This is a genomic window from Micromonospora sp. DT201 (assembly GCF_049841575.1).
GTDB lineage: Bacteria > Actinomycetota > Actinomycetes > Mycobacteriales > Micromonosporaceae > Micromonospora.
The window spans coordinates 367345-385622 of sequence record NZ_JBNCKP010000001.1; the positions used below are offsets into that span (position 1 = coordinate 367345).

Consider the following 18278-nt stretch of genomic DNA (forward strand, 5'->3'; position numbering starts at 1 on the left):
ACCACGGGTACGCCGGATGACGACGGACCTACGGTCGCAGCCCCGTCGACCACGCCCACCTGGGCATGCCATCCCCGCCGGAGGGACCCCCATGCGCACCGTCCTGCGCCGACCCGACTTCCGCCTGCTCTTCGGCGGCTTGTTAGCCAGCATGACCGCCGAGTCGATCCTGCTGCTCGCGCTCGCCATCTGGGTCAAGGATCTGACCGGCTCCAACGGGCTCGCCGGCGGCACCATCTTCGCCGTCGTCGCCCCGATGACGCTGGCACCACTGATCGGCTGGTTCGTCGACCGCTACCCGCGTCGGCCGTTCTTCGTCGCCGCGAACGTGATCACCGCGGCGCTGCTCACCCCGCTGTTCCTCGTCGGAGACGCGGGTGACGTCTGGATCGTCTACCTGGTGGCGGCCCTGTACGGACTGTCGTCCATCACGCTCGGCGCGGCGCTCAGTGGGCTCATCCGGGAGTTGGTGCCGGTCGAGCTGCTGGCCGAGGCGAACGGCGTGCTGCAGACCGTACGCCAGGGGATGCGACTGATCGGCCCGCTGGTTGGCGCGGCGCTCTACGCGGCCCTCGGCGGCTGGGCGCTGGCCGGTATCGGCATGGTCGGATTTCTGACCGCGGCGGCGGTGGTGATGGCGCTGCCCACCCCGCAACAGGTGCCGCCGACCATGCGACTGCGCTGGCCGGCCGAGTTGGGTGCCGGTCTGCGGCACCTGGCCGGCGAGCCGGCCCTGCGTCGGGCCCTGCTCGGCTACGGGCTCGGGTCACTGGTGATGGGCTTCAGTGAGTCGCTCATCTTCGCCTACGTCGACCAGGGGCTGAACCGCGACGCCGCGTTCGTGGGTGTGCTGGTCACCGTGCAGGGCGTGGGCGGGCTGCTCGGCGGGCTCTGCTCACCGGCGCTGGTCCGCCGGCTGGGGGAGGTCGGCACCCTGGCCGCAGGCGTCGCCTTCTTCTCCCCGGCCGCGCTCGCGCTCGCGTACCCCGATCTCCGGCTCGCCTTCGCGGCGGTGCTGCTGGCCGGCGTCTCGCTCCCGCTGACGATGGTGGGCCTGCACACGCTGATCCAGCGGCGGACCCCGTCCGCGCTGGTCGGCCGGGTCGCCGCGGCCACCCAGGCGGTGGTCAGCGGGCCGCAGGCGTTCTCCATCGGGGCGGGCGCCCTGCTGGTCGGTTTCCTGGACTACCGGGTGCTGTTCGCGCTGGTCGGAGTGGCCACGCTGGCCGCTGGCAGCTACCTCTGGCGGGGTCGGCACCTGAGCGCTCCGCCCGGCACCCGCCCACCCACGCCGCCGACCCGTCCGACCCTCCCGGCGCCCCGGCGACCGGTAGAGGACGCGAACCGGCCGAGGACGCCGACCGGTCTGTGACTACCGGCGCCCACGGGGTGACGGATACCGGACACGACGAGCGGTCGCCCCACGTGGCGCGACCGCTCGTCGAGAGTGACCCGGCCGGTCAGGCGTTAAGGGCTTCCAGGTGTTGCTTGACCTGGGTGATCGAGGGGTTCGTCAGGGCGCTGCCGTCGGTGAAGCGGATCGTGGGCACCGTCTGGTTGCCGCCGTTGACGCTCATCACGAACTCCGCGGCCTCCGGGTCCTGCTCGATGTCGACCACCTCGTACCCGATGCCTTCCCGGTCGAACTGCGACTTGAGCCGGTGGCAGTAGCCGCACCAGGGGGTGGAATACATCGTCAGCATTGTCGGATCCTCCAACTCCTCCGGCCGCGGCTTGCGGATCAAGCCGAGGCTGTTCGCTGCAACGTTCGGAGGAGCTGAGATGATTCCTGGTTGTGGTGGTTCACTCAGCGTCGGAACAGGTGCTCGCCGGGCTGGACCCGGAGCAACGCTCCGCGGTGACCGCACCCGCAGGCCCAGTCTGCATCCTGGCCGGCGCCGGCACCGGCAAGACCCGGGCGATCACCTCCCGGATCGCCCATCGTGCGCTTTCTGGTGAAATCTCCCCACGGCACGTGCTCGCGGTCACCTTCACCGCCCGCGCCGCCGCCGAGATGCGACACCGAATCGCCCAACTCGGGGTAAAGGGCGTTCAGGCGCGCACATTCCACGCGGCGGCGTTACGCCAGGTGCGATACTTCGCGCCCCGGCTGCTGGCCGGCCGTGCCATGCCCGAGCTACTGGACAGCAAGGTACGGCTGGTCACTCTCGCCGCGGCCCGAGTCGGCCTGCGCGCCGACCGGGCCGCCGCGCGCGACCTGGCCGGCGAGATCGAATGGGCCAAGTCGTCGTTGGTCGAGCCGACGGACTACGTCGTCTCCGCAGCCCGGGCACTACGTGACACACCGCACGAGCCGGCAAAGGTGGCCGAGGTGTTCACCGCGTACGAGCAGCTCAAACGCTCGAACGGCGTGATCGATTTCGAGGACATGCTGCGTGCTGCGGTGTGGGGCATCGAGGAACACCCGGATGTCGGCGAGCAGGTCCGTGGCCAGTACCGGCACTTCGTGGTCGACGAGTACCAGGACGTCAACCCACTCCAGCAGCGGTTGCTGGACGCCTGGCTGGGTGGGCGCAACGACCTCACCGTCGTCGGCGACGCCAGCCAGACGATCTACTCGTTCACCGGGGCGACCTCGGCGTACCTGGTTGACTTCCCGCGCCGGCACCGGAACGCCACCGTGGTCCGGCTGGTCCGCGACTACCGCTCCACCCCGCAGGTGGTCGGGCTTGCCAACGCGGTGATCTCCCAGGCCCGAGGCACCGAGGCGCGGCTGCGGCTGGAGTTGATCGGGCAACGCCCACCCGGCCCGGAGCCCGATCTGCGGATCTTCACCGACGAGCCCGCCGAGGCGAACGCGGTGGCCGCACGCTGCCGGTCGCTGATCGAGGCGGGCACGCCGGCGAAGGAGATCGCCGTGCTGTTCCGAGTCAACGCGCAGTCCGAGGCGTACGAGAAGGCCCTCACCGAGGCCGCGGTGCCGTACGTCGTGCAGGGCGCGGAGCGGTTCTTCGAGCGGGCCGAGGTGCGCCAGGCGATGGTCGCGCTGCGCGCCGCAACCCGATCGGTCGGCGGGGAGACGCCGTTGCCAGCCGCCGTCGTCGAGGCGCTCAGCGCGGTCGGCTGGGCCCCGGACGCGCCCCCGGCCGGTGGCGCCGCCCGCGAGCGATGGGAGGCGCTGTCCGCGCTGGTCCAACTCGCCGAGGAGTACGCGGCCACCCCCGAGGTCGTGCCGATCGGCGAGGCCGCGTCGGTGGAACGCCCCGTCACCCTCTCCGACTTCACCGAGGAGTTGGCCCGCCGGGCCGCCCAGCAGCACGTACCGACGGTGGACGGGGTGACCCTCGCTTCGCTGCACTCGGCCAAGGGGTTGGAGTGGGACGCGGTCTTCCTGGTCGGTCTCGCCGAGGGCACCCTGCCAACGACGTACGCCAAGACCGTCGAACAGGTCGAGGAGGAGCGTCGGCTGCTCTACGTCGGGATCACCCGTGCGCGGCAGTGGCTCTGGTTGTCGTACGCCGTCGCGCGCTCGTCGGGTGGGCGAGCCCGGCGGCCGTCAAGGTTCCTGCCCCAGCTGGACCGCTCCGGCGGCACCGAGCGGGCAGTCAGCGGCGCCGGTCCGGCCCGCCGCCCCGAGCGGCGTCGAACGCAGATCGTCTCCTGCCGGATCTGCGGCGCCACCCTGCTCGCCGGCCCGGACCGCAAGCTTGGCCGCTGCCCCACCTGCCCATCCGACATCGACGATGAGCTGCACGAACGGCTGTGCGAGTGGCGGCAGCGGGTGGCCGGGGCGCAGAAGGTCCCGGCGTACGTGGTCTTCACCGACGCGACGCTGATCGCGCTGGCCGAGCGGCGACCAGCCCGGTCCGAGGAGTTGATCGCCATCGCCGGTATCGGCCCCCGCAAGCTGGGCCTTTACGGGGAGTCGGTGCTGGCGTTGGTGGGGGGCGCAGGGGTGGACGACGTCTGCCCGGAGAAAACTTTCGAAATCTCGTCCTAAATTCGTTTGCCCTCGCCCCGGCGCGAGGAATAGCCTCAGAACACACCACGCGAGCGGCGCCATTCCGGCTGCTCACCGGGGTTGGTCCAGTCGATTCGAGGAACGTGAGGGAGGTGGCACCCGTGGAGATCTTCACCTATGAGCGTCCGACGGCGATGCCGTCTGTCCACGCTCCGCTGTCGGCTGTTTGCGTGGCTCTTTTGGCTGCACGACCGTCGGTTCCGCAGGTGCACCAGGTTCAGGCCGAGCTGACCCTGACCGTCGCGCTCGCCGGAGTCGAAGGGACCAGTGGCTTCACGGGCAATGGCATCCGGGTCGCCAAGAAGCGCATGGATGTCCGCGGCGTTCCACCTCGAGGTAAACCGGTCTGACCATCAGACACCGGCTCACCTCGAGGCCGCGGAACCCGTTACCGGGATCCGCGGCCTCAGTTTTTTGCCCGCCGTAAGTACGTCGGAATGCGATCCACGAGATCGAAGTGAGAGAGAGGTGACCGGGAGATGAGTCTGGCGTTGGCCCCCCTCGACGTGAGCGTCGAAATGGAGGCGAACCTGCCCTGCCGGAAGTTCGACCCCGACCTGTGGTTCTCCGACTCGCCTGCCGAGCTCGAGCTGGCCAAGTCGCTCTGCGGGGACTGCCCGCTGCGCGTCGAGTGCCTGGCCGGGGCGGTGGAGCGAGCGGAGCCGTGGGGCGTCTGGGGCGGCGAGATCTTCGAGCGTGGCGCGGTTGTCCCGCGTAAGCGGCCCCGCGGCCGTCCGCGTAAGGAGGACGTCGCTCGCGACGCCGAGCTTCGGGTCGAGGCCGAGGCGCGCCTGGCGGCCAATGGGCTGTCCGAGGTGCGCGGCGCGGTCCGGCTGGCAGCCTGACATGTTCCCGACCCGTACCAACTACGCCGGTGCCCTGCCGGCAGTGAGTGAGAAGACAATGTTCAACGTCCAGAGTGGTGCCTTCGAGATGCAACTACTCCACGAAGCGTTGTCCCGGGCTCGAATGCGCCGGCCTCAGGCCGGTCGTACCACCACGAGCACTGAGGCAACCCGATCCGCCCGTACCGTCGCCATGAACAGCCGCAACCAGACGGCTCGCGACCTGGGCGTTCTCTAGTACCACCCCACTGAGAAGGGCGGGTGCCGACCGGCACCCGCCCTTCTTGACGTCCTCAGACGACCGGGGCGAAGCCGGGCAGCCAGCGCTCCAGGATGCTGCGGTACGGTGCCTTCGCCTCCAACTGGCAGAGCACCCCGATCGACCCGAGCGTCACCCGGTGGATCAGCAGGTACGACGGCGGCAGGTTGAGTTGCCTGCTCAGCTGGTACGTGGGAGAGCGAGGGCTCGCCAGTCGGCCCGCCTCGCCCCGCAGCCAGGCCCGGGTGAACCGGAACCCATCTGCCGCGATCGGCTCCAGCATCGGACGGATGAAGTCGAGCACCCCCTCGGCGTCGATCTCCTCTGCGGAGCCGATGAAGCCCTCCGACCGGAGCCCCGCCACCACCCCGTCAGCGTCGCCGCGCAGGGCCAGCGCGGCGATGCGACCTATCGGCTCCGGTGTGCCCTCCGGCATCCGGGCCACCGCACCGAAGTCGATCACCCCGAGCCGCCCGTCGGGCAGCAGCCGGAAGTTTCCCGGGTGCGGGTCGGCGTGCAGCAGCCCAGCCCGCTGCGGCGCGGAGAGGTGCAGGGTGGCCATCAACCGGCCCGCCTCGTCCCGATCCTCCTCCGTGCCCTCCCGAATGATGTCAGCCAACGGGGTGCCCGTCACCCACTCGGTGACCAGCACACGAGGCGCCGCATGCACAACCTTCGGGATGTAGATCTCCGGGTCGTCGGCGTACGCGGCAGCGAAGGTGCGCTGCGACTCGGCCTCCAGCTCGTAGTCCAGTTCCTCGGTGATCCGCTCGCGCAGCTCGACCAGGAGCGGCTTGACGTCCAGGCCGGGCTGGATGGCACGGAACATCCCGGCCAAACGGGAGAGCTGCTTCAGGTCGGTGAGCAGTGCCTCCCCGGCACCCGGATATTGAATCTTGACGGCCACGTCGCAGCCGTTGGGCGCGCCCGAGTCGTCGACCCCCGGCTCCCGCCACCGTGCCCGGTGCACCTGGCCGATGCTGGCGGCGGCGGCCGGAACGTCGTTGAACTCGACGAACCGATCCCGCCAGTCCGGGCCGAGCTGCTCGGCCAGCACCTTGTGCACGCTGGCGACCGGTAGCGGTGGCGCCGCCTCCTGAAGCTTCGTGAGCGCCTGGCGGTAGGGCGCGGCGATCTCCTCCGGCAACGCGGCCTCGAAGACCGACAACGCCTGGCCGAACTTCATCGCCCCGCCCTTGAGCTGGCCGAGCACGCTGAACAGTTGTTCGGCGGTGCGCTGCTGGATCTCCGCGGAGATCACGTCGGAGGCGAGCCCGGTGACGCGCTTTCCCATGCCGAGAACGGTCCGGCCGGCGAAGCCGAGCGGCAGGGCGGCGAGCTTGGCGGTGCGGGACACGGCGCGGCGCGGGATGTCGGTCACTCGGTCATTGTTACCGACCGGAGGGCTCCGCTGCTGCTCTGCGGCTGGGCTGGTGCGGACACTCGCCCCCGCGAGCACCCACACGCCGGGTGTGGCGGCCAGCCCCGCCGACGGAAACGGCCGGCACCAGTGATCTCCATGGCCCCACCCAGTGTCTCCGGCTGCCCGCCGTCAAGCTGCGTCAGTGCCTCGGCCAGCGCGTACCCGATGGCCGCGAGCAGAATGCCGGTCGCGCCGGCGGCCACCGGGTCGGCGGCGGCGAGTTGGGCGGCGAGCCGCGGCCAGTCCGGGTCGCGATCGGCCCGGTGCAGCTCGACGCAGTGCAGGCAGGGACCGGCGGGCGGGCGGACCAGCGGCCCGATGACCGGTACGCCCTCGCGCAAGGTGACCAGCAGGTGTGGCTGCCGGCGTTGAGCGTGACCGGCGGCGATCAGCGCGGGCGGTCGGTCGGTGCCGAGCCGGATCACCAGGTCCACCCGGCCGACCCGGCCCGGCTGGGTGCCGGTGCCCGGGGCGACGCGGTCGACGGCAGCCCGCACCGCTGGTGCGAGTGGGTGGCCGAGCTCGCTGGCGGGGATGCCCGTGCCGACCAGGTCGACGGGGCGTACCGGGCCACTGAGAAGGGGGATCACCTGCCCGACGCCGGACTGGGCCAACGCCACCGTCAGCGGCCCGCCGAGCGCACCGGCACCGGTGAGCACGACGCGGGCGGTCCGCCGCCGACGCAGGACCTGCGCTGGGGTGCCCGGCAGCCGAGCGGCGGTCAGGGCCAGCGCACAGGCCTCCGCGGTGAGCCGGGATCGGACCGTACCGGCCAGGTCACGGGGGAGCAGGCTGTGCGCGGGCACCAGCAGGCCCGCCGCACGCAGGGCGTCGAGCAGGGTACGTGCATCGTCGGTGGTGACCCGGGCGGTGGCCGCCTGGGCCAGTACGGCGCGCTCGCTGCGGGTGCCGTCGAGCAGGTCGAGCAGGTGGGCGGCCCGCGGGTTGGCCAGCTCCAGCAGCACGGCGGGCCCGGGGCCGACACCGAGCTGAAGTGTGTGTCGGTCGCGCCAGAGCCGATTGAGGCCGGGTAACAGCGTGGGGCGGGGCAGCACGGTGTGGCTCATGGTCACAAATGGTGACCGCAACTTCGCGTTCGGTCGATCGTTGTCCACAGGCGGCCAGGCCCCTGTCCTGCGTTGTCCACAGGATCTGGCGGGTTTTCCACAGCCCGTCAGTGCGGTCTGTCGGTCACCCGACAGACCGCCGACGACCCGTGCCGACGCCGGCATCCCGAAACGGCAACGGGGTGGGGCGGCCACCGGCCACCCCACCCCCGCCACCCGTACGGATCAGACCTTGGCCTTACCCAGGATGCGGTTCACTGTTGTTCCGCATACCGGACACTTGCCCTTAGCCATGTTCATTCCGGTCTTCGAGACCTCGACGTGTCCCTCGAAGTCCCGCTTCTCCTTGCACTTCACGCAGTAACCGTTGTAGGTCGTCTGGGCCTGGTCGGCCACGGTGCCCTCCTCGTCTCGTCCGCCGGTCAATGCCGTCCCGGCGGGGTGCCCGGCGGCGGGCCACACGGGGCGCCGGCGCTGGGTCTCACTCCACGGCCACCTTCGTGACCGCTGGTCCGCGGACCCTACCCAGGTCTGGGCAGTTCCATGTCAGCTGTGCATCGACACTGTGAGCAAGTCGACGTCGAGAGTGTGCATGGCGAAATAGGTCGGATAAGTCAGTTTGGCGGGGACACGCCGACCAAACCCTCACAGCCACCCGTGCGAGTGCCCCCACGGCAGCATCCGGGACGGTGATCACCTACGGTGGAGGGGTGCCGCGTACCGACGCCATCGGTGTTCACGAAGGGTGACGAGATGGCGCGATGGCGCTGCGGTCAAGAAATTTTCGGGACGCCTGGCGACCAATCACCATATTCTGGGCGCGTGTCGCGCGGTTGACTCTTGCGGACCCCTGGTCAGTACGCATTAGCTTTCCCTCGTGACACGTAGCCGAGGCTGCGCGGGCCAGTGATGGCGGGGACGCGCAAGCCGGTTGTCGAGGTGCGGCGCAGCCAGCGTCGGCGACGCACGGTGTCTGCGTACCGTGACGGTGAGCGAGTCGTCGTCCTCATCCCGGACCAGTTCTCCCGTGCCGAGGAGAGCGAGTGGGTCGACCGGATGCTCGCCCGGCTCGCCGCCCGGGAAGGTCGACTGGCCCGCTCCGACGCCGAACTGCTGGCCCGAGCCACCCGGCTCATCGATCTCTACCTCGCCCCGTACGGCACGAAGGCGGTGCCGGCCAGCGTCCGATGGGTCACCAACCAGAACGGCCGATGGGGCTCCTGCACGCCGGCCGACCGCAGCATCCGGATCTCGCACCGCGTGCAGGAAATGCCCGACTGGGTGATCGACTACGTGCTGCTGCACGAGTTGGCGCACCTGATCGTGCCCAGCCACAACGCCCGGTTCTGGGCGCTGGTCGGCCGTTACCCCAAAGCGGAACGCGCCCGCGGCTACCTGGAGGGTGTTGCCGCTGCCTCCGGTGCTCCGGCCCCGACCTGACCTCGCCCCTGCCCGCCCGGCCGGCTCGCCTGCCCGTCCGTTCGCCCACCGGCCTCGCCTGCCCGTCCGTTCGCCCACCGGCCGGCTCGCCTGCCCGTCCGCTCGGTTGCCCGCCTGTCGGCACACTCGTTCCGCTGGGCCCGCCTGTTCAGCCGCTCGCCGGCCCGCTCGCTTGTCTGTGCGCCTGTGCCCGCCTGCTCACTCGTTTGCCCGCGCGCTCGCCCCGCCTACGCCTGTTCGTCCGTTCGGCCCGTGGTTCGCGCCGGATCATCTTTTGTCGCTCTCCCCGCCCAGCTCGGCCCTGAGCGGTGCCGCCGGAGCGGTCTGCCGCGAAACGTTCTTGATCGACTCCATATCCCCGACATGGGGGTATCAACGTTCCGGGATGACCCAACATCGCCGATATGGAGTCGATCACGCCTCAGGCCTGGCTGGAGGCAGGCCGACCCAGGCCAGAAAGGGCAGGTGGGCGGGCTAAATCAGGGCAAACCGGAACAGCTTGGGTGGGTTTTGAAAGGTCGGGCAGGCAGGGATCACGGGCCAGGACTGGGATGGACCGGGCCGGTCGGGCAGGCAGGGATCACGAGCCAGGACTGGGATGGACCGGGCCGGTCGGGCAGGCAGGGACACGGGCCAGGGCTGGGCCGGTCGGGCCGTCGGGGTCGAGGGCCAGGACTGGGCCGGTCGGGCCGGTCGGGCCGGCGGGGTCGCGGGCCAGGGCTGGGATGGACTGGGCCGGTCGGGCCGGCGGGGATCACGGACCCAGACCGGACGGGGTCAGGCCAGGGCGGATCAGGTCGGGCCAGGCCAGGCCGGGTCGGGTCGGGTCAGGCCGGGTCACGGACCCAGACCGGGACGGGTTGGATCGGGTCACGATCGTCGCGTGGGCGTGGGCGTGGGCGTGGGCGTGGGCGTGGGCGTGGGCGTGGGCCGGGCCGGGGCGTGGGCCGGGGCCGGGGTTGGGATGCGGGACGCTCTGGGTCGGGATGCGGGTCGACGGAGTCAAGGCTGGCTGGGCGGGGTCAGGGCCAGGGCGGGCCGGGCGCTAGGGTCGGGAGGTGGCACGACGAGTGGTGGTGGCGTTGCTCGGACCGGTCCGCTGGTCGCCGCCCGGCGTCGACCGGGCCCAGTGGCGAGCGGCTCTCGCAGAAGACGTCATCGACCTGCTCGCCACACTCAACGAGGTGGAGGTTGCGGTCGCGGTATCCCCGGCCGATCGTGCTCTGGCCGACGCGCTGGTGTGGCCCGGTACGGCCGTGTACGAGGTAGCCGAGCTGACGCCGAACGCCGTGTTCGCCGCGTTGGAGGGCCACGACGAGGCGGCGGTGCTCGCCGCTGACGTGCCTGACCTGCCCGCACTGACTGTCGGCAAGCTGCTGCGCCCGCTCACCACCCGGCCGGTCGCGGTGGCGCCGGTCGAGGGTGGCGGCTCAGGCCTGCTCGGGGTGGCTGTGCGACTGCCCGTGCCGGGCTGGCTGCCCCCGCTGGATTTGGACACGGCGGTGCCAGCTGACGCGCGTTCCGGGGCTCCTCGACCGGGGGACGTGGCGGTCACCGCCGGGTGGCGACGGCTGCGCGGCCCGGCCGACCTGGCCACGCTGGACCCGGCCTTCGAGGGCTGGGAAGCGACCCGCGCCCTTCTTTCGGGCTCGGGACGACCCGCCTGACCAGTTAGCCCGCCTAACCAGGGCCGCGTCCGACCCCGGCTCAGCCACGCGTCGGTCAGGGCCCGGCCACGAGCCCGTCACCGACGCGAACCGCGCGCTGGTCAGGGCCCCGCAAGTCCGTCACTGATGCGAACCGCGCGCTGGTCAGGGCCCCGCAAGTCCGTCACTGATGCGAACCGCGCGCTGGTCAGGGCCCCGCAAGTCCGTCACTGATGCGAACCGCGCACCGCGCGCTGGTCAGGGTTGAAGCGATGGTCGATCTGCCACCCTTCGGGCCAGGTCTGAGCCACGGTCGGCCCGAGGCAGAGACCACCTGCGCGCCGGATGCCCGCCGTCGAGCAGAGCGGGCACCCGGGCACTGGCGTCAGGGCTTGGCGTCAGGCTTGGCGTCGCCCTCGCCCTCGTCGGGCTGGCCGGGGGCCTTCTCTTCTGCCCCACCGGGAGCGGTGAAGTCGAAGCTGTCCAGCTCGCTCAGGTCCATGTCGTTCATCGCGAAGGCGACCGGGTCGGCGAAGTCGTCATCCGAGGGGAGCAGGTCCGGGTGGCCCCAGACGGCGTCCCGGCCTTCGATGCCACGGTGCTGGGTGAGCGCGGCCCAGAGCGCCGCAGCCTCGCGCAGTCGGCGCGGGCGCAGTTCCAGGCCGACAAGTGCGGCGAAGGTCTGCTCGGCGGGACCGCCGGCGGCCCGGCGACGGCGGAACGCCTCGCCCAACCGAACGACGTTCGGCAGCCGGTCGCTGGCGGCGTTGTCCACGACGTGGCACACCCAGCCCTCGACCAGGGCGAGTGCCGTCTCCAGTCGGGCCAGCGAGGCCTTCTGCGCCGGGCTGTCCTCCGGGGTGAAGATGCCTTCGAGGGCGATCGCCTGCATCGACTCCGGGTCGGTCGGGTCGACCCGGCCCATGGCCTCCTCGATCGCCTCCCGGTTGACCCGGATGCCTGAGGCATACATCTCGACCGCGCTGAGCACATGCCCACGCAGCCACGGGACGTGCTGGAACAGCCGCTGGTGGGCAGCTTCCCGCAGTGCCACGTAGAGGCGGACCTCATCCTCGGGAAGCTCCAGGCCCTCGCCGTACGCCCGGATGTTGGCCGGGATCAGCGCGGCCGTGCCGGCCGGGCCGAGCGGCAGCCCGATGTCGCCGGCGGAGAGCACCTCCGCGGCGAGCGAACCGAGTGCCTGGCCCAGCTGGCCACCGAAGAGTGCGCCACCGAGGGTCGCCACCATCGACTGCATCGGGCCGAGCTGGTCGCGCGCCTCCGGCGGCACCAGGTCGCCCATCGCGCCGACCATCCGGCTGGCGACCGGGTCGCAGAGCTTGCGCCACACGTCAAGCGTCTTGAAGATCCACTCATTGCGGTTCCAGGCGACCGGGGACTGGATGCCCGACGGCCATGCCGAGGCCGGCTCCAACCACAGGTCGGCCAGGCGCAGCGCTTCCTCGACCGCGTTGCGCTCATACGGTGACACCGCCGGGTCGCCGACGGCCGCGAGCTGGCTGGCCGCTACCTGCCGGGCCAGGTCCCAGTTGACCGGACCGCTGCCCGGCGCGGAGAGCAGGTGCTGCAACTGCGACATGAACTGCTGCATCTGCGCGGGATCGTTAGGGTCTGGTGGTTGCCCACCCGGGAGCGCGAAACCGAACGGAATATCAGGCACGACGTCTACGGTACGCGGGCCGCGCCCCTGGTCGCCGCCGCTGGCGTTGCGCTGAGGGCGAAGTCGCGTGGCGCATCCGGCAGACGGCTCCCGGCCGGTCGGTACGCTCTGCGGCATGAGACGTCGCGGCCTGACGGTCCTGCTCGGTGCCCTGTTCACCGCCCTGCTGAGCATCGGGGTGCTCCGGGTGCCGATCCCGTACGTGGTGCTCGGTCCGGGCCCGACGGTCAACACCCTGGGTACGACCGACGGTAAGGAGGTCATCCAGGTCTCCGGTCGGGAGACCTCGACTTCCGCCGGTCAGTTGCGGTTGACCACGGTGGGGGTGCAGCCCACGGTGCGGCTGCGCGGGGCGATCGCGGGCTGGTTCTCCGACGACGAGGCGGTGGTGCCGCGCGAGCTGGTGTACCCGCCGGGAGAGTCGACCGAGCAGGTCGAGCAGCGTAACGCCGAGGACTTCAAGGCGTCGCAGACCAGCGCGGAGACTGCCGCGCTGCGGGAGTTGGGCTTTCCGGTGCAGGTGGTGATCAAGACGGTGGCCGGGGATGGCCCGGCGGCCGGGGTGCTGAAGGCCGGTGACGTGATCACCTCGGTCGATGGTCAGCCGGTGCCGGTGGCCGCGAAGGTCACCGAGCTGGTGCGGGCCAAGCCGGCCGGCACGGCGTTGACCATCGCTTACACCCGTGACGGCGCGCCGGCCACGGCGAAGGTGACAAGTGGTGAGCAGGACGGCCGACCGCGGATCGGCGTCGAGATCGATCAGCAGCAGCCGCACCCGTTCACCCTCGGTATCGACCTGGGGGACATTGGCGGGCCGAGCGCCGGTCTGATGTTCGCCTTGGGGATCGTGGACAAGCTGACCCCGGCCGACCTCACCGGCGGCCAGGTCATCGCGGGCACCGGCACCATCGACGACGAGGGCACTGTCGGCCCGATCGGTGGAATCGCCCAGAAGCTGGTCGGCGCGAAGCGCGCCGGGGCCAAGGTCTTCCTGGTGCCGGCGGACAACTGCGCCGAGGCGGTCCGCAATCCGCAGCCCGATCTGCCGCTGCTCCGGGTGGGGTCGTTGGACGAAGCGATGACAGCCCTGGAGACGTTGCGCGCAGGGGGTCAGCCGACCCGCTGTTGACCGGTGTGACCGTGCCCCGACAGGCTCAGGAATACCCCGTACTCTGGGTGCCTGGTCGGAGCCGATCATATCGAGCGTGCGGAGCCAACAGTGGTCATGCGTAGCAGCAGCCCCCTTCCGAGGATGAGCCGGCGCGGGCGCGTCACCATCGCTGTCCTGGTCGGGGTGTTCGTGCTCTTCACCCTGCTCGGCTGGGGTGTCCAGGCGTGGACCGACTGGCTCTGGTTCGACGAGGTCCGCTACACCGAGGTCTTCACCGGTGTTCTGCTCACCCGGCTGTTGCTCTTCCTCGCCATCGGTCTCGGCATGGCGGTGGTCATCGGGGGCAACCTGTGGCTGGCTTACCGTTTGCGCCCGCGACTGCGTCCGCACTCGGTGGAGCAGGCGACCTTGGAGCGCTATCGGATGGCGCTCACCCCGCGACTCGGCACGTGGATCGCGCTGACCGCCGCGGTGGTCGGGCTCTTCGCTGGCATCTCCGCGCAGGGCCGGTGGAACCAGTGGCTGCTCTTCCGCAACGGCGGTGACTTCGGGATCAAGGACCCGGAGTTCGGGGTGGACGTCGGCTTCTACGTCTTCCAACTGCCGTTCTGGCGTTACCTGCTCGGGGTCGCCTTCACCGCGGTGGTGCTGGCGGTGATCGGCGCGCTCGCGGTGCACTACCTCTTCGGCGGGGTCCGCCTGCAGGGTGTCGGGGACCGGATGAGCAACGCGGCGCGCGCGCACCTGAGCAGCCTGATCGCCGCCTTCGTGCTGTTGAAGGCTATCGCGTACGTGCTGGACCGGCGGGCGATGTTGCTGGAATACAACGAGGGCGCCAAGTTGTACGGTGCCGGCTACGCCGACGTCAACGCGCTGCTGCCGGCGAAGGAGATCCTGGCCTACATCTCGATCGTGGTGGCGATCGCGATCGTCGTGTTCTCCAACGCTTGGATGCGAAACCTGGTCTGGCCGGGGATCTCGCTGGCCCTGCTCGGCGTGTCCGCGGTGGCCATCGGCGGCATCTACCCCTGGGCGGTGCAGACCTTCGAGGTCAAGCCGAGCGCCAAGGACAAGGAAGCGCCGTACATCCAGCGGAGCATCGAGGCGACGCGGGCGGCGTTCGGGCTGGGTGCCACCGAGACGACCGCGTTCGCGGCGAACAACTCCACCCCACCAGCGAATCTGGCCACCGACACCTCGGTGGTGTCGAATGTGCGGCTGCTCGACCCGCAGTTGGTCAGCGAGACGTACACCCAACTCCAGCAGGTGCGTGGCTTCTACGACTTCGGCCCCAAGCTGGACATCGATCGCTATGGGGTGAACGGGAAGGTCTCCGACTATGTGGTCGGCGTCCGGGAGATCAACTACGGCGAGCTGACCGACCAGCAGAACACCTGGATCAACCGGCACACCGTCTACACCCACGGGTTCGGGCTGGTGGCCGCCCCGGCCAACCAGGTGGTCTGCGGCGGGCAGCCGTTCTTCGTCTCCGGCTTCCTCGGTGAGAAGACCCAGGAGGCGTGTTCCTCGCAGACCGAGCAGATCCCGGCCACGCAGCCGCGCATCTACTACGGCGAGCGGATGGCCGCCGAGGACTACGCGATCGTCGGCCAGGCCGACCCGAACAAGAAGGCCGAGTTCGACCGGCCGGTCGGCGAGGGTGGCGGCGAGTCCTACACCTACACCGGCGAGGGCGGCGTCAAGATCGGCTCCTTCACCCGGCGACTGCTGTACGCCATCAAGGAGCAGGAGTCGAACTTCCTGCTCTCCGAGGCGGTCAACAAGGACTCCCGGCTGCTCTACGTGCGTAACCCGCGGGACCGGGTGGAGAAGGTCGCGCCGTTCCTCACCCTGGACGGCGACCCGTACCCGGCAGTTGTCGGCGGTCGGGTGCAGTGGATCGTCGACGGCTACACCACGGCGGCCACCTACCCGTACGCCGAGCGGGTCAACCTGCAGACCGAGACCACCGACGAGTTGACCAACCGGGGCACCTTCCAGTTGGCCAGGGAAAACGTCAACTACATGCGCAACTCGGTGAAGGCCACCGTGGACGCGTACGACGGCACCGTGAAGCTCTACGAGTACGACGACACCGACCCGGTGCTCAAGGCCTGGAACAAGGCGTTCGGCGGGGACCTGATCCAGCCGAAGGCGAAAATTCCGGTCGAGCTGACCGAGCACCTGCGCTACCCGGCGGACATGTTCAAGGTGCAGCGCAACCTGCTCACCAAGTTCCACGTGACCAACCCGGGTGACTTCTACTCCGCTCAGGACTTCTGGCAGGTGCCCAACGTGCCGGACGCTCCGGACAGCGGCCAGAAGCAACCTCCGTATTACTTGTTCACCCAGTTCCCCGGGCAGGAGAGCCCGCGGTTCCAGCTCACTGCCGCAGTCACCCCGAACGGCCGGCAGAACCTCGCCGCACTGATCTCCGGGTCGTACATCGACGGGAAGCCCCGGCTGGAGGTGCTGGAGCTGCCGGATCAGACCCGGATCTCCGGCCCGGTGCAGGTGCACCAACAGATGACCAACAACGCCAACATCCGCGCGCAGCTCACCCTGCTCTCCAGCAACCAGGCGCAGGTGCAGTTCGGCAACCTGCTCTCGTTGCCCTTCGCCGACGGGATGCTCTACGTCGAGCCGGTCTACGTGAAGAGCAACCAGCAGGACGCGTACCCGCTGTTGCAGAAGGTGCTGGTCTCCTACGGTGACGGCGGTTCCTTCGTGGCGCTCGCCGACAACATCAACGACGGCATCAAGCAGTTGGTCGAGCAGGGCAAGAAGGCCGGGCAGGGCACGTCGCCGCCCCCGACCACCGGGGGCAACCCGACGACGCCGACAACTCCGAATCCCACTCCGACCCCGACGGCGACGCCGAGCGCCGGCACCGGCAACCCGCCGCCGACCGGTGATTTGGCCACCGCCGCGGACCGGGTGCAGACCGCGATCACCGAGGTCCGGGCCGCGCAGGCGTCCGGCGACTTCGAGCGGTACGGCCGCGCGCTCAAGTCGCTGGACGAGGCGCTGACCGCGTTCCAGCAGGCACAGCAGGCCACCAACCCGGCCGGTACGCCCAGCGGTGGCCCGTCGCCGAGTGTCAGCCCGAGCTCCGGCGGCTGATCCGCCGCCGGGAGTTCGTCTCGGAGCCCTCGTCGTCGGACCACTCCCGGTCCTGACGGCGAGGGCTCCGCTGTGTCCGGACGTGTGCCCCCGCGCCTCGCGTCGCCGAAAGGTCCGGCTGAACCGCAACCTGTGACACCGGTCCGCCGTCCTCAGGTCAACGGGGTGGGAATGAGGGGGATCAGTCGTGCGGGACGCGCAGAGCTTCGATGACTTCTACCGCAGCACCGCGCGGCGGATGGCGAGGTACGGCTATGCGGTCGCCGGCGACCACAGTGAGGCGCAGGACCTGGTGCAGGAGGCGTACACGCGGGCCTGGCGGCACTGGGGGCGGCTGGCGGCCCATCCCGCGCCCGAGGCGTGGCTGCGGCTGGTGGTGTCTCGGTTGGCGACCGACCGTTGGCGTCGGTTGCGCACGTTGCGCGGTGCGCTGCGGTTGGCGGGGCCTCCACCGGCGGCCCCTCCGCCGAACGAGGACGGCGTGCTGTTGATCCAGGCTCTGCGCCAGGTGCCGGCGAACCATCGGCAGGCGTTGGCCCTGCACTACCTGTTCGACATGCCGGTGGAAGAGATCGCCCGTGAGGTCGGTGTGCCCGTTGGCACGGTGAAGTCCTGGCTGTCCCGCGGCCGGTCCCGGCTCGCCGCGTTGCTGCCCGAGCTCGCCAACGTGGAATTGGAGGCCAACAATGTCGCGTGAGCTTTCCGATATGTATCAGCGTCTCGCCGCCGCCGCCGACTCTTGTGACCTGGGCGTCCCCGACGTGTTGCGGCGGCGGGCGGACCGGAGGGCCCGGCTCCGTGCGGTTGGGGGCACCCTCGCCGTGGCGCTGGTGGTGGGCGGGGTGGTGATCGGCACCCAGGTGGTCGCCATGCCGCCGCCAACGACCGTACCTCCGCCGGCCAACACACCGACGATCCCCGCGCCAAGTGCGACTGCCGGCTCGCCGTCGCCGTCCACCCCGCCGACCACGCCTGGCCGACCACCGGGTACGACCCCCGCCTCTCCGCGTGTCACCAGCGCGTCGCCACCGCTGACTCCGGTCAGCATCCCGGATCGGGCGTTCTTCACTCTCCCGCCGGCGAACCGGACCGACACCAAGCCGAAGTTTCTGGATCGGGATGTGCTGCCGGGCCTGTGCGGCGCCCGCTACCCGAGCGAGGCGGCGGTCGTGCAGCGTCGTACCCGGTCCCTGGTCTACAAACTGCCGGAAGAAAAATTTGACGGGAATGCCCCGGACGGCACCTACACACACACCATCACCATCTATCGGAGCGGGCGTGCCGACGACGCGCTGGACGAGCTGCGCCGGGCGGTGCGCGACTGCCCGGAGCAGGAGAAGCCGGCCAGCGACAAGTCGGTGCTGAGCAAGCAGCGACTGCTCAGCACCGATGGGTACGGCGACGAGTCGGTGCTGTTCGAGATGCGGAGTCCGAGTGTGGACATCAACGGCGACCCGACCGGCGGGGACGAGGCCCGGTTGGTTCGGGCGATCCGGGTCGGCGACGTCGTGACCGTCCTCTGGGAGATCGGCTGGGAGACCGGGTCCAGCCCGCGGACACAGGTCGACGCGGACAGTCGCCGAGCGGTCGCCGCGATCGAGGCGTGGCTTGACTGACGTCGGCGTGCCGGACCGCGATCCGGCGGATTCGGATGTCGTTTTGCGGGGCCAGGGGGTCGTGCGCTACGGTTAACGAGCCGAC

16 protein-coding genes are annotated in these 18278 nt (G+C 70.4%); 11 read left to right on the forward strand and 5 right to left on the reverse strand.

What is annotated here, in order from left to right:
- The first annotated feature begins 91 nt into the window (after nucleotides 1–91).
- Nucleotides 92–1372 carry an MFS transporter gene (locus tag ACLQ28_RS01840; RefSeq protein WP_425684437.1) on the forward strand — a complete coding sequence of 427 codons (1281 nt, stop codon included), beginning with the start codon at nucleotides 92–94 and terminating at the stop codon, nucleotides 1370–1372.
- Nucleotides 1373–1460: 88 nt separating this feature from the next.
- Here ACLQ28_RS01840 and ACLQ28_RS01845 read toward each other — a convergent pair whose 3' ends face one another.
- On the reverse strand, nucleotides 1461–1703 hold the full coding sequence (locus ACLQ28_RS01845) for a mycoredoxin (RefSeq protein WP_425684748.1): 243 nt from the start codon (nucleotides 1701–1703) through the stop codon (nucleotides 1461–1463).
- 92 nt (nucleotides 1704–1795) lie between these two features.
- Here ACLQ28_RS01845 and ACLQ28_RS01850 point away from each other — a divergent pair, with 92 nt between their 5' ends.
- The 4 genes from ACLQ28_RS01850 to ACLQ28_RS01865 all read left to right on the forward strand — a co-directional run bounded on the left by ACLQ28_RS01850 (nucleotide 1796) and on the right by ACLQ28_RS01865 (nucleotide 5065).
- On the forward strand, nucleotides 1796–3961 hold the full coding sequence (locus ACLQ28_RS01850) for an ATP-dependent DNA helicase UvrD2 (protein WP_425684438.1): 2166 nt from the start codon (nucleotides 1796–1798) through the stop codon (nucleotides 3959–3961).
- A gap of 122 nt (nucleotides 3962–4083) precedes the next feature.
- On the forward strand, nucleotides 4084–4332 hold the full coding sequence (locus tag ACLQ28_RS01855) for a hypothetical protein (RefSeq protein ID WP_425684439.1): 249 nt from the start codon (nucleotides 4084–4086) through the stop codon (nucleotides 4330–4332).
- Between the two features lie 129 nt (nucleotides 4333–4461).
- Nucleotides 4462–4827, forward strand: coding sequence for a WhiB family transcriptional regulator (locus ACLQ28_RS01860; protein WP_425684440.1), 366 nt, complete (start codon nucleotides 4462–4464; stop codon nucleotides 4825–4827).
- A 1-nt stretch (nucleotide 4828) separates the two neighbouring features.
- Entirely contained in the window at nucleotides 4829–5065 is a 237-nt protein-coding gene (locus tag ACLQ28_RS01865; RefSeq protein ID WP_425684441.1) for a hypothetical protein, read from the forward strand.
- A 55-nt stretch (nucleotides 5066–5120) separates the two neighbouring features.
- On the opposite strand, the gene ACLQ28_RS01870 is transcribed toward ACLQ28_RS01865, so the two are convergent.
- From ACLQ28_RS01870 to ACLQ28_RS01880, 3 genes are all read right to left on the reverse strand, one after another.
- Entirely contained in the window at nucleotides 5121–6467 is a 1347-nt protein-coding gene (locus ACLQ28_RS01870) for an ABC1 kinase family protein (RefSeq protein ID WP_425684442.1), read from the reverse strand.
- Nucleotides 6464–7576, reverse strand: coding sequence for a TOMM precursor leader peptide-binding protein (locus ACLQ28_RS01875; protein WP_425684443.1), 1113 nt, complete (start codon nucleotides 7574–7576; stop codon nucleotides 6464–6466). The genes ACLQ28_RS01870 and ACLQ28_RS01875 overlap by 4 nt, the downstream gene beginning before the upstream one ends.
- Nucleotides 7577–7801: 225 nt before the next feature.
- Nucleotides 7802–7972: a DUF5679 domain-containing protein gene (locus tag ACLQ28_RS01880; protein ID WP_167457767.1), complete on the reverse strand. Its 171-nt coding sequence runs from the start codon at nucleotides 7970–7972 to the stop codon at nucleotides 7802–7804.
- Between the two features lie 513 nt (nucleotides 7973–8485).
- Here ACLQ28_RS01880 and ACLQ28_RS01885 point away from each other — a divergent pair.
- Together ACLQ28_RS01885 and ACLQ28_RS01890 are read left to right on the forward strand one after the other, a co-directional pair.
- Entirely contained in the window at nucleotides 8486–9016 is a 531-nt protein-coding gene (locus ACLQ28_RS01885; RefSeq protein ID WP_425684444.1) for a M48 family metallopeptidase, read from the forward strand.
- Nucleotides 9017–10074: 1058 nt separating this feature from the next.
- On the forward strand, nucleotides 10075–10683 hold the full coding sequence (locus ACLQ28_RS01890) for a hypothetical protein (RefSeq protein ID WP_425684445.1): 609 nt from the start codon (nucleotides 10075–10077) through the stop codon (nucleotides 10681–10683).
- Between the two features lie 364 nt (nucleotides 10684–11047).
- Here ACLQ28_RS01890 and ACLQ28_RS01895 read toward each other — a convergent pair whose 3' ends face one another.
- A complete protein-coding gene (locus ACLQ28_RS01895) occupies nucleotides 11048–12274 on the reverse strand; it encodes a zinc-dependent metalloprotease (RefSeq protein ID WP_425684749.1) in 1227 nt (408 codons plus the stop codon).
- A gap of 184 nt (nucleotides 12275–12458) precedes the next feature.
- On the opposite strand from ACLQ28_RS01895, the gene ACLQ28_RS01900 reads away from it, so the two are divergent.
- From ACLQ28_RS01900 to ACLQ28_RS01915, 4 genes are all read left to right on the forward strand, one after another.
- Nucleotides 12459–13472, forward strand: coding sequence for a YlbL family protein (locus ACLQ28_RS01900; protein ID WP_425684446.1), 1014 nt, complete (start codon nucleotides 12459–12461; stop codon nucleotides 13470–13472).
- A 96-nt stretch (nucleotides 13473–13568) separates the two neighbouring features.
- A complete protein-coding gene (locus ACLQ28_RS01905; protein ID WP_425684447.1) occupies nucleotides 13569–16577 on the forward strand; it encodes a UPF0182 family protein in 3009 nt (1002 codons plus the stop codon).
- Nucleotides 16578–16764: 187 nt separating this feature from the next.
- Nucleotides 16765–17274 (forward strand): SigE family RNA polymerase sigma factor, encoded by a 510-nt coding sequence (locus ACLQ28_RS01910; protein WP_425684448.1) that lies wholly within the window; start codon nucleotides 16765–16767, stop codon nucleotides 17272–17274.
- A gap of 10 nt (nucleotides 17275–17284) precedes the next feature.
- Nucleotides 17285–18193, forward strand: coding sequence for a hypothetical protein (locus ACLQ28_RS01915; protein ID WP_425684449.1), 909 nt, complete (start codon nucleotides 17285–17287; stop codon nucleotides 18191–18193).
- Nucleotides 18194–18278: the final 85 nt, after the last annotated feature.

Coding starts and splice junctions, on each gene's coding strand:
- ACLQ28_RS01840 (WP_425684437.1), top strand. CDS start 92: ATGCGCACCGTCCTGCGCCGACCCGACTTCCGCCTGCTCTTCGGCGGC.
- ACLQ28_RS01845 (WP_425684748.1), bottom strand. CDS start 1,703: ATGCTGACGATGTATTCCACCCCCTGGTGCGGCTACTGCCACCGGCTC.
- ACLQ28_RS01860 (WP_425684440.1), top strand. CDS start 4,462: ATGAGTCTGGCGTTGGCCCCCCTCGACGTGAGCGTCGAAATGGAGGCG.
- ACLQ28_RS01865 (WP_425684441.1), top strand. CDS start 4,829: ATGTTCCCGACCCGTACCAACTACGCCGGTGCCCTGCCGGCAGTGAGT.
- ACLQ28_RS01875 (WP_425684443.1), bottom strand. CDS start 7,576: ATGAGCCACACCGTGCTGCCCCGCCCCACGCTGTTACCCGGCCTCAAT.
- ACLQ28_RS01885 (WP_425684444.1), top strand. CDS start 8,486: ATGGCGGGGACGCGCAAGCCGGTTGTCGAGGTGCGGCGCAGCCAGCGT.
- ACLQ28_RS01895 (WP_425684749.1), bottom strand. CDS start 12,274: ATGCAGCAGTTCATGTCGCAGTTGCAGCACCTGCTCTCCGCGCCGGGC.
- ACLQ28_RS01900 (WP_425684446.1), top strand. CDS start 12,459: ATGAGACGTCGCGGCCTGACGGTCCTGCTCGGTGCCCTGTTCACCGCC.
- ACLQ28_RS01905 (WP_425684447.1), top strand. CDS start 13,569: ATGCGTAGCAGCAGCCCCCTTCCGAGGATGAGCCGGCGCGGGCGCGTC.
- ACLQ28_RS01915 (WP_425684449.1), top strand. CDS start 17,285: ATGTATCAGCGTCTCGCCGCCGCCGCCGACTCTTGTGACCTGGGCGTC.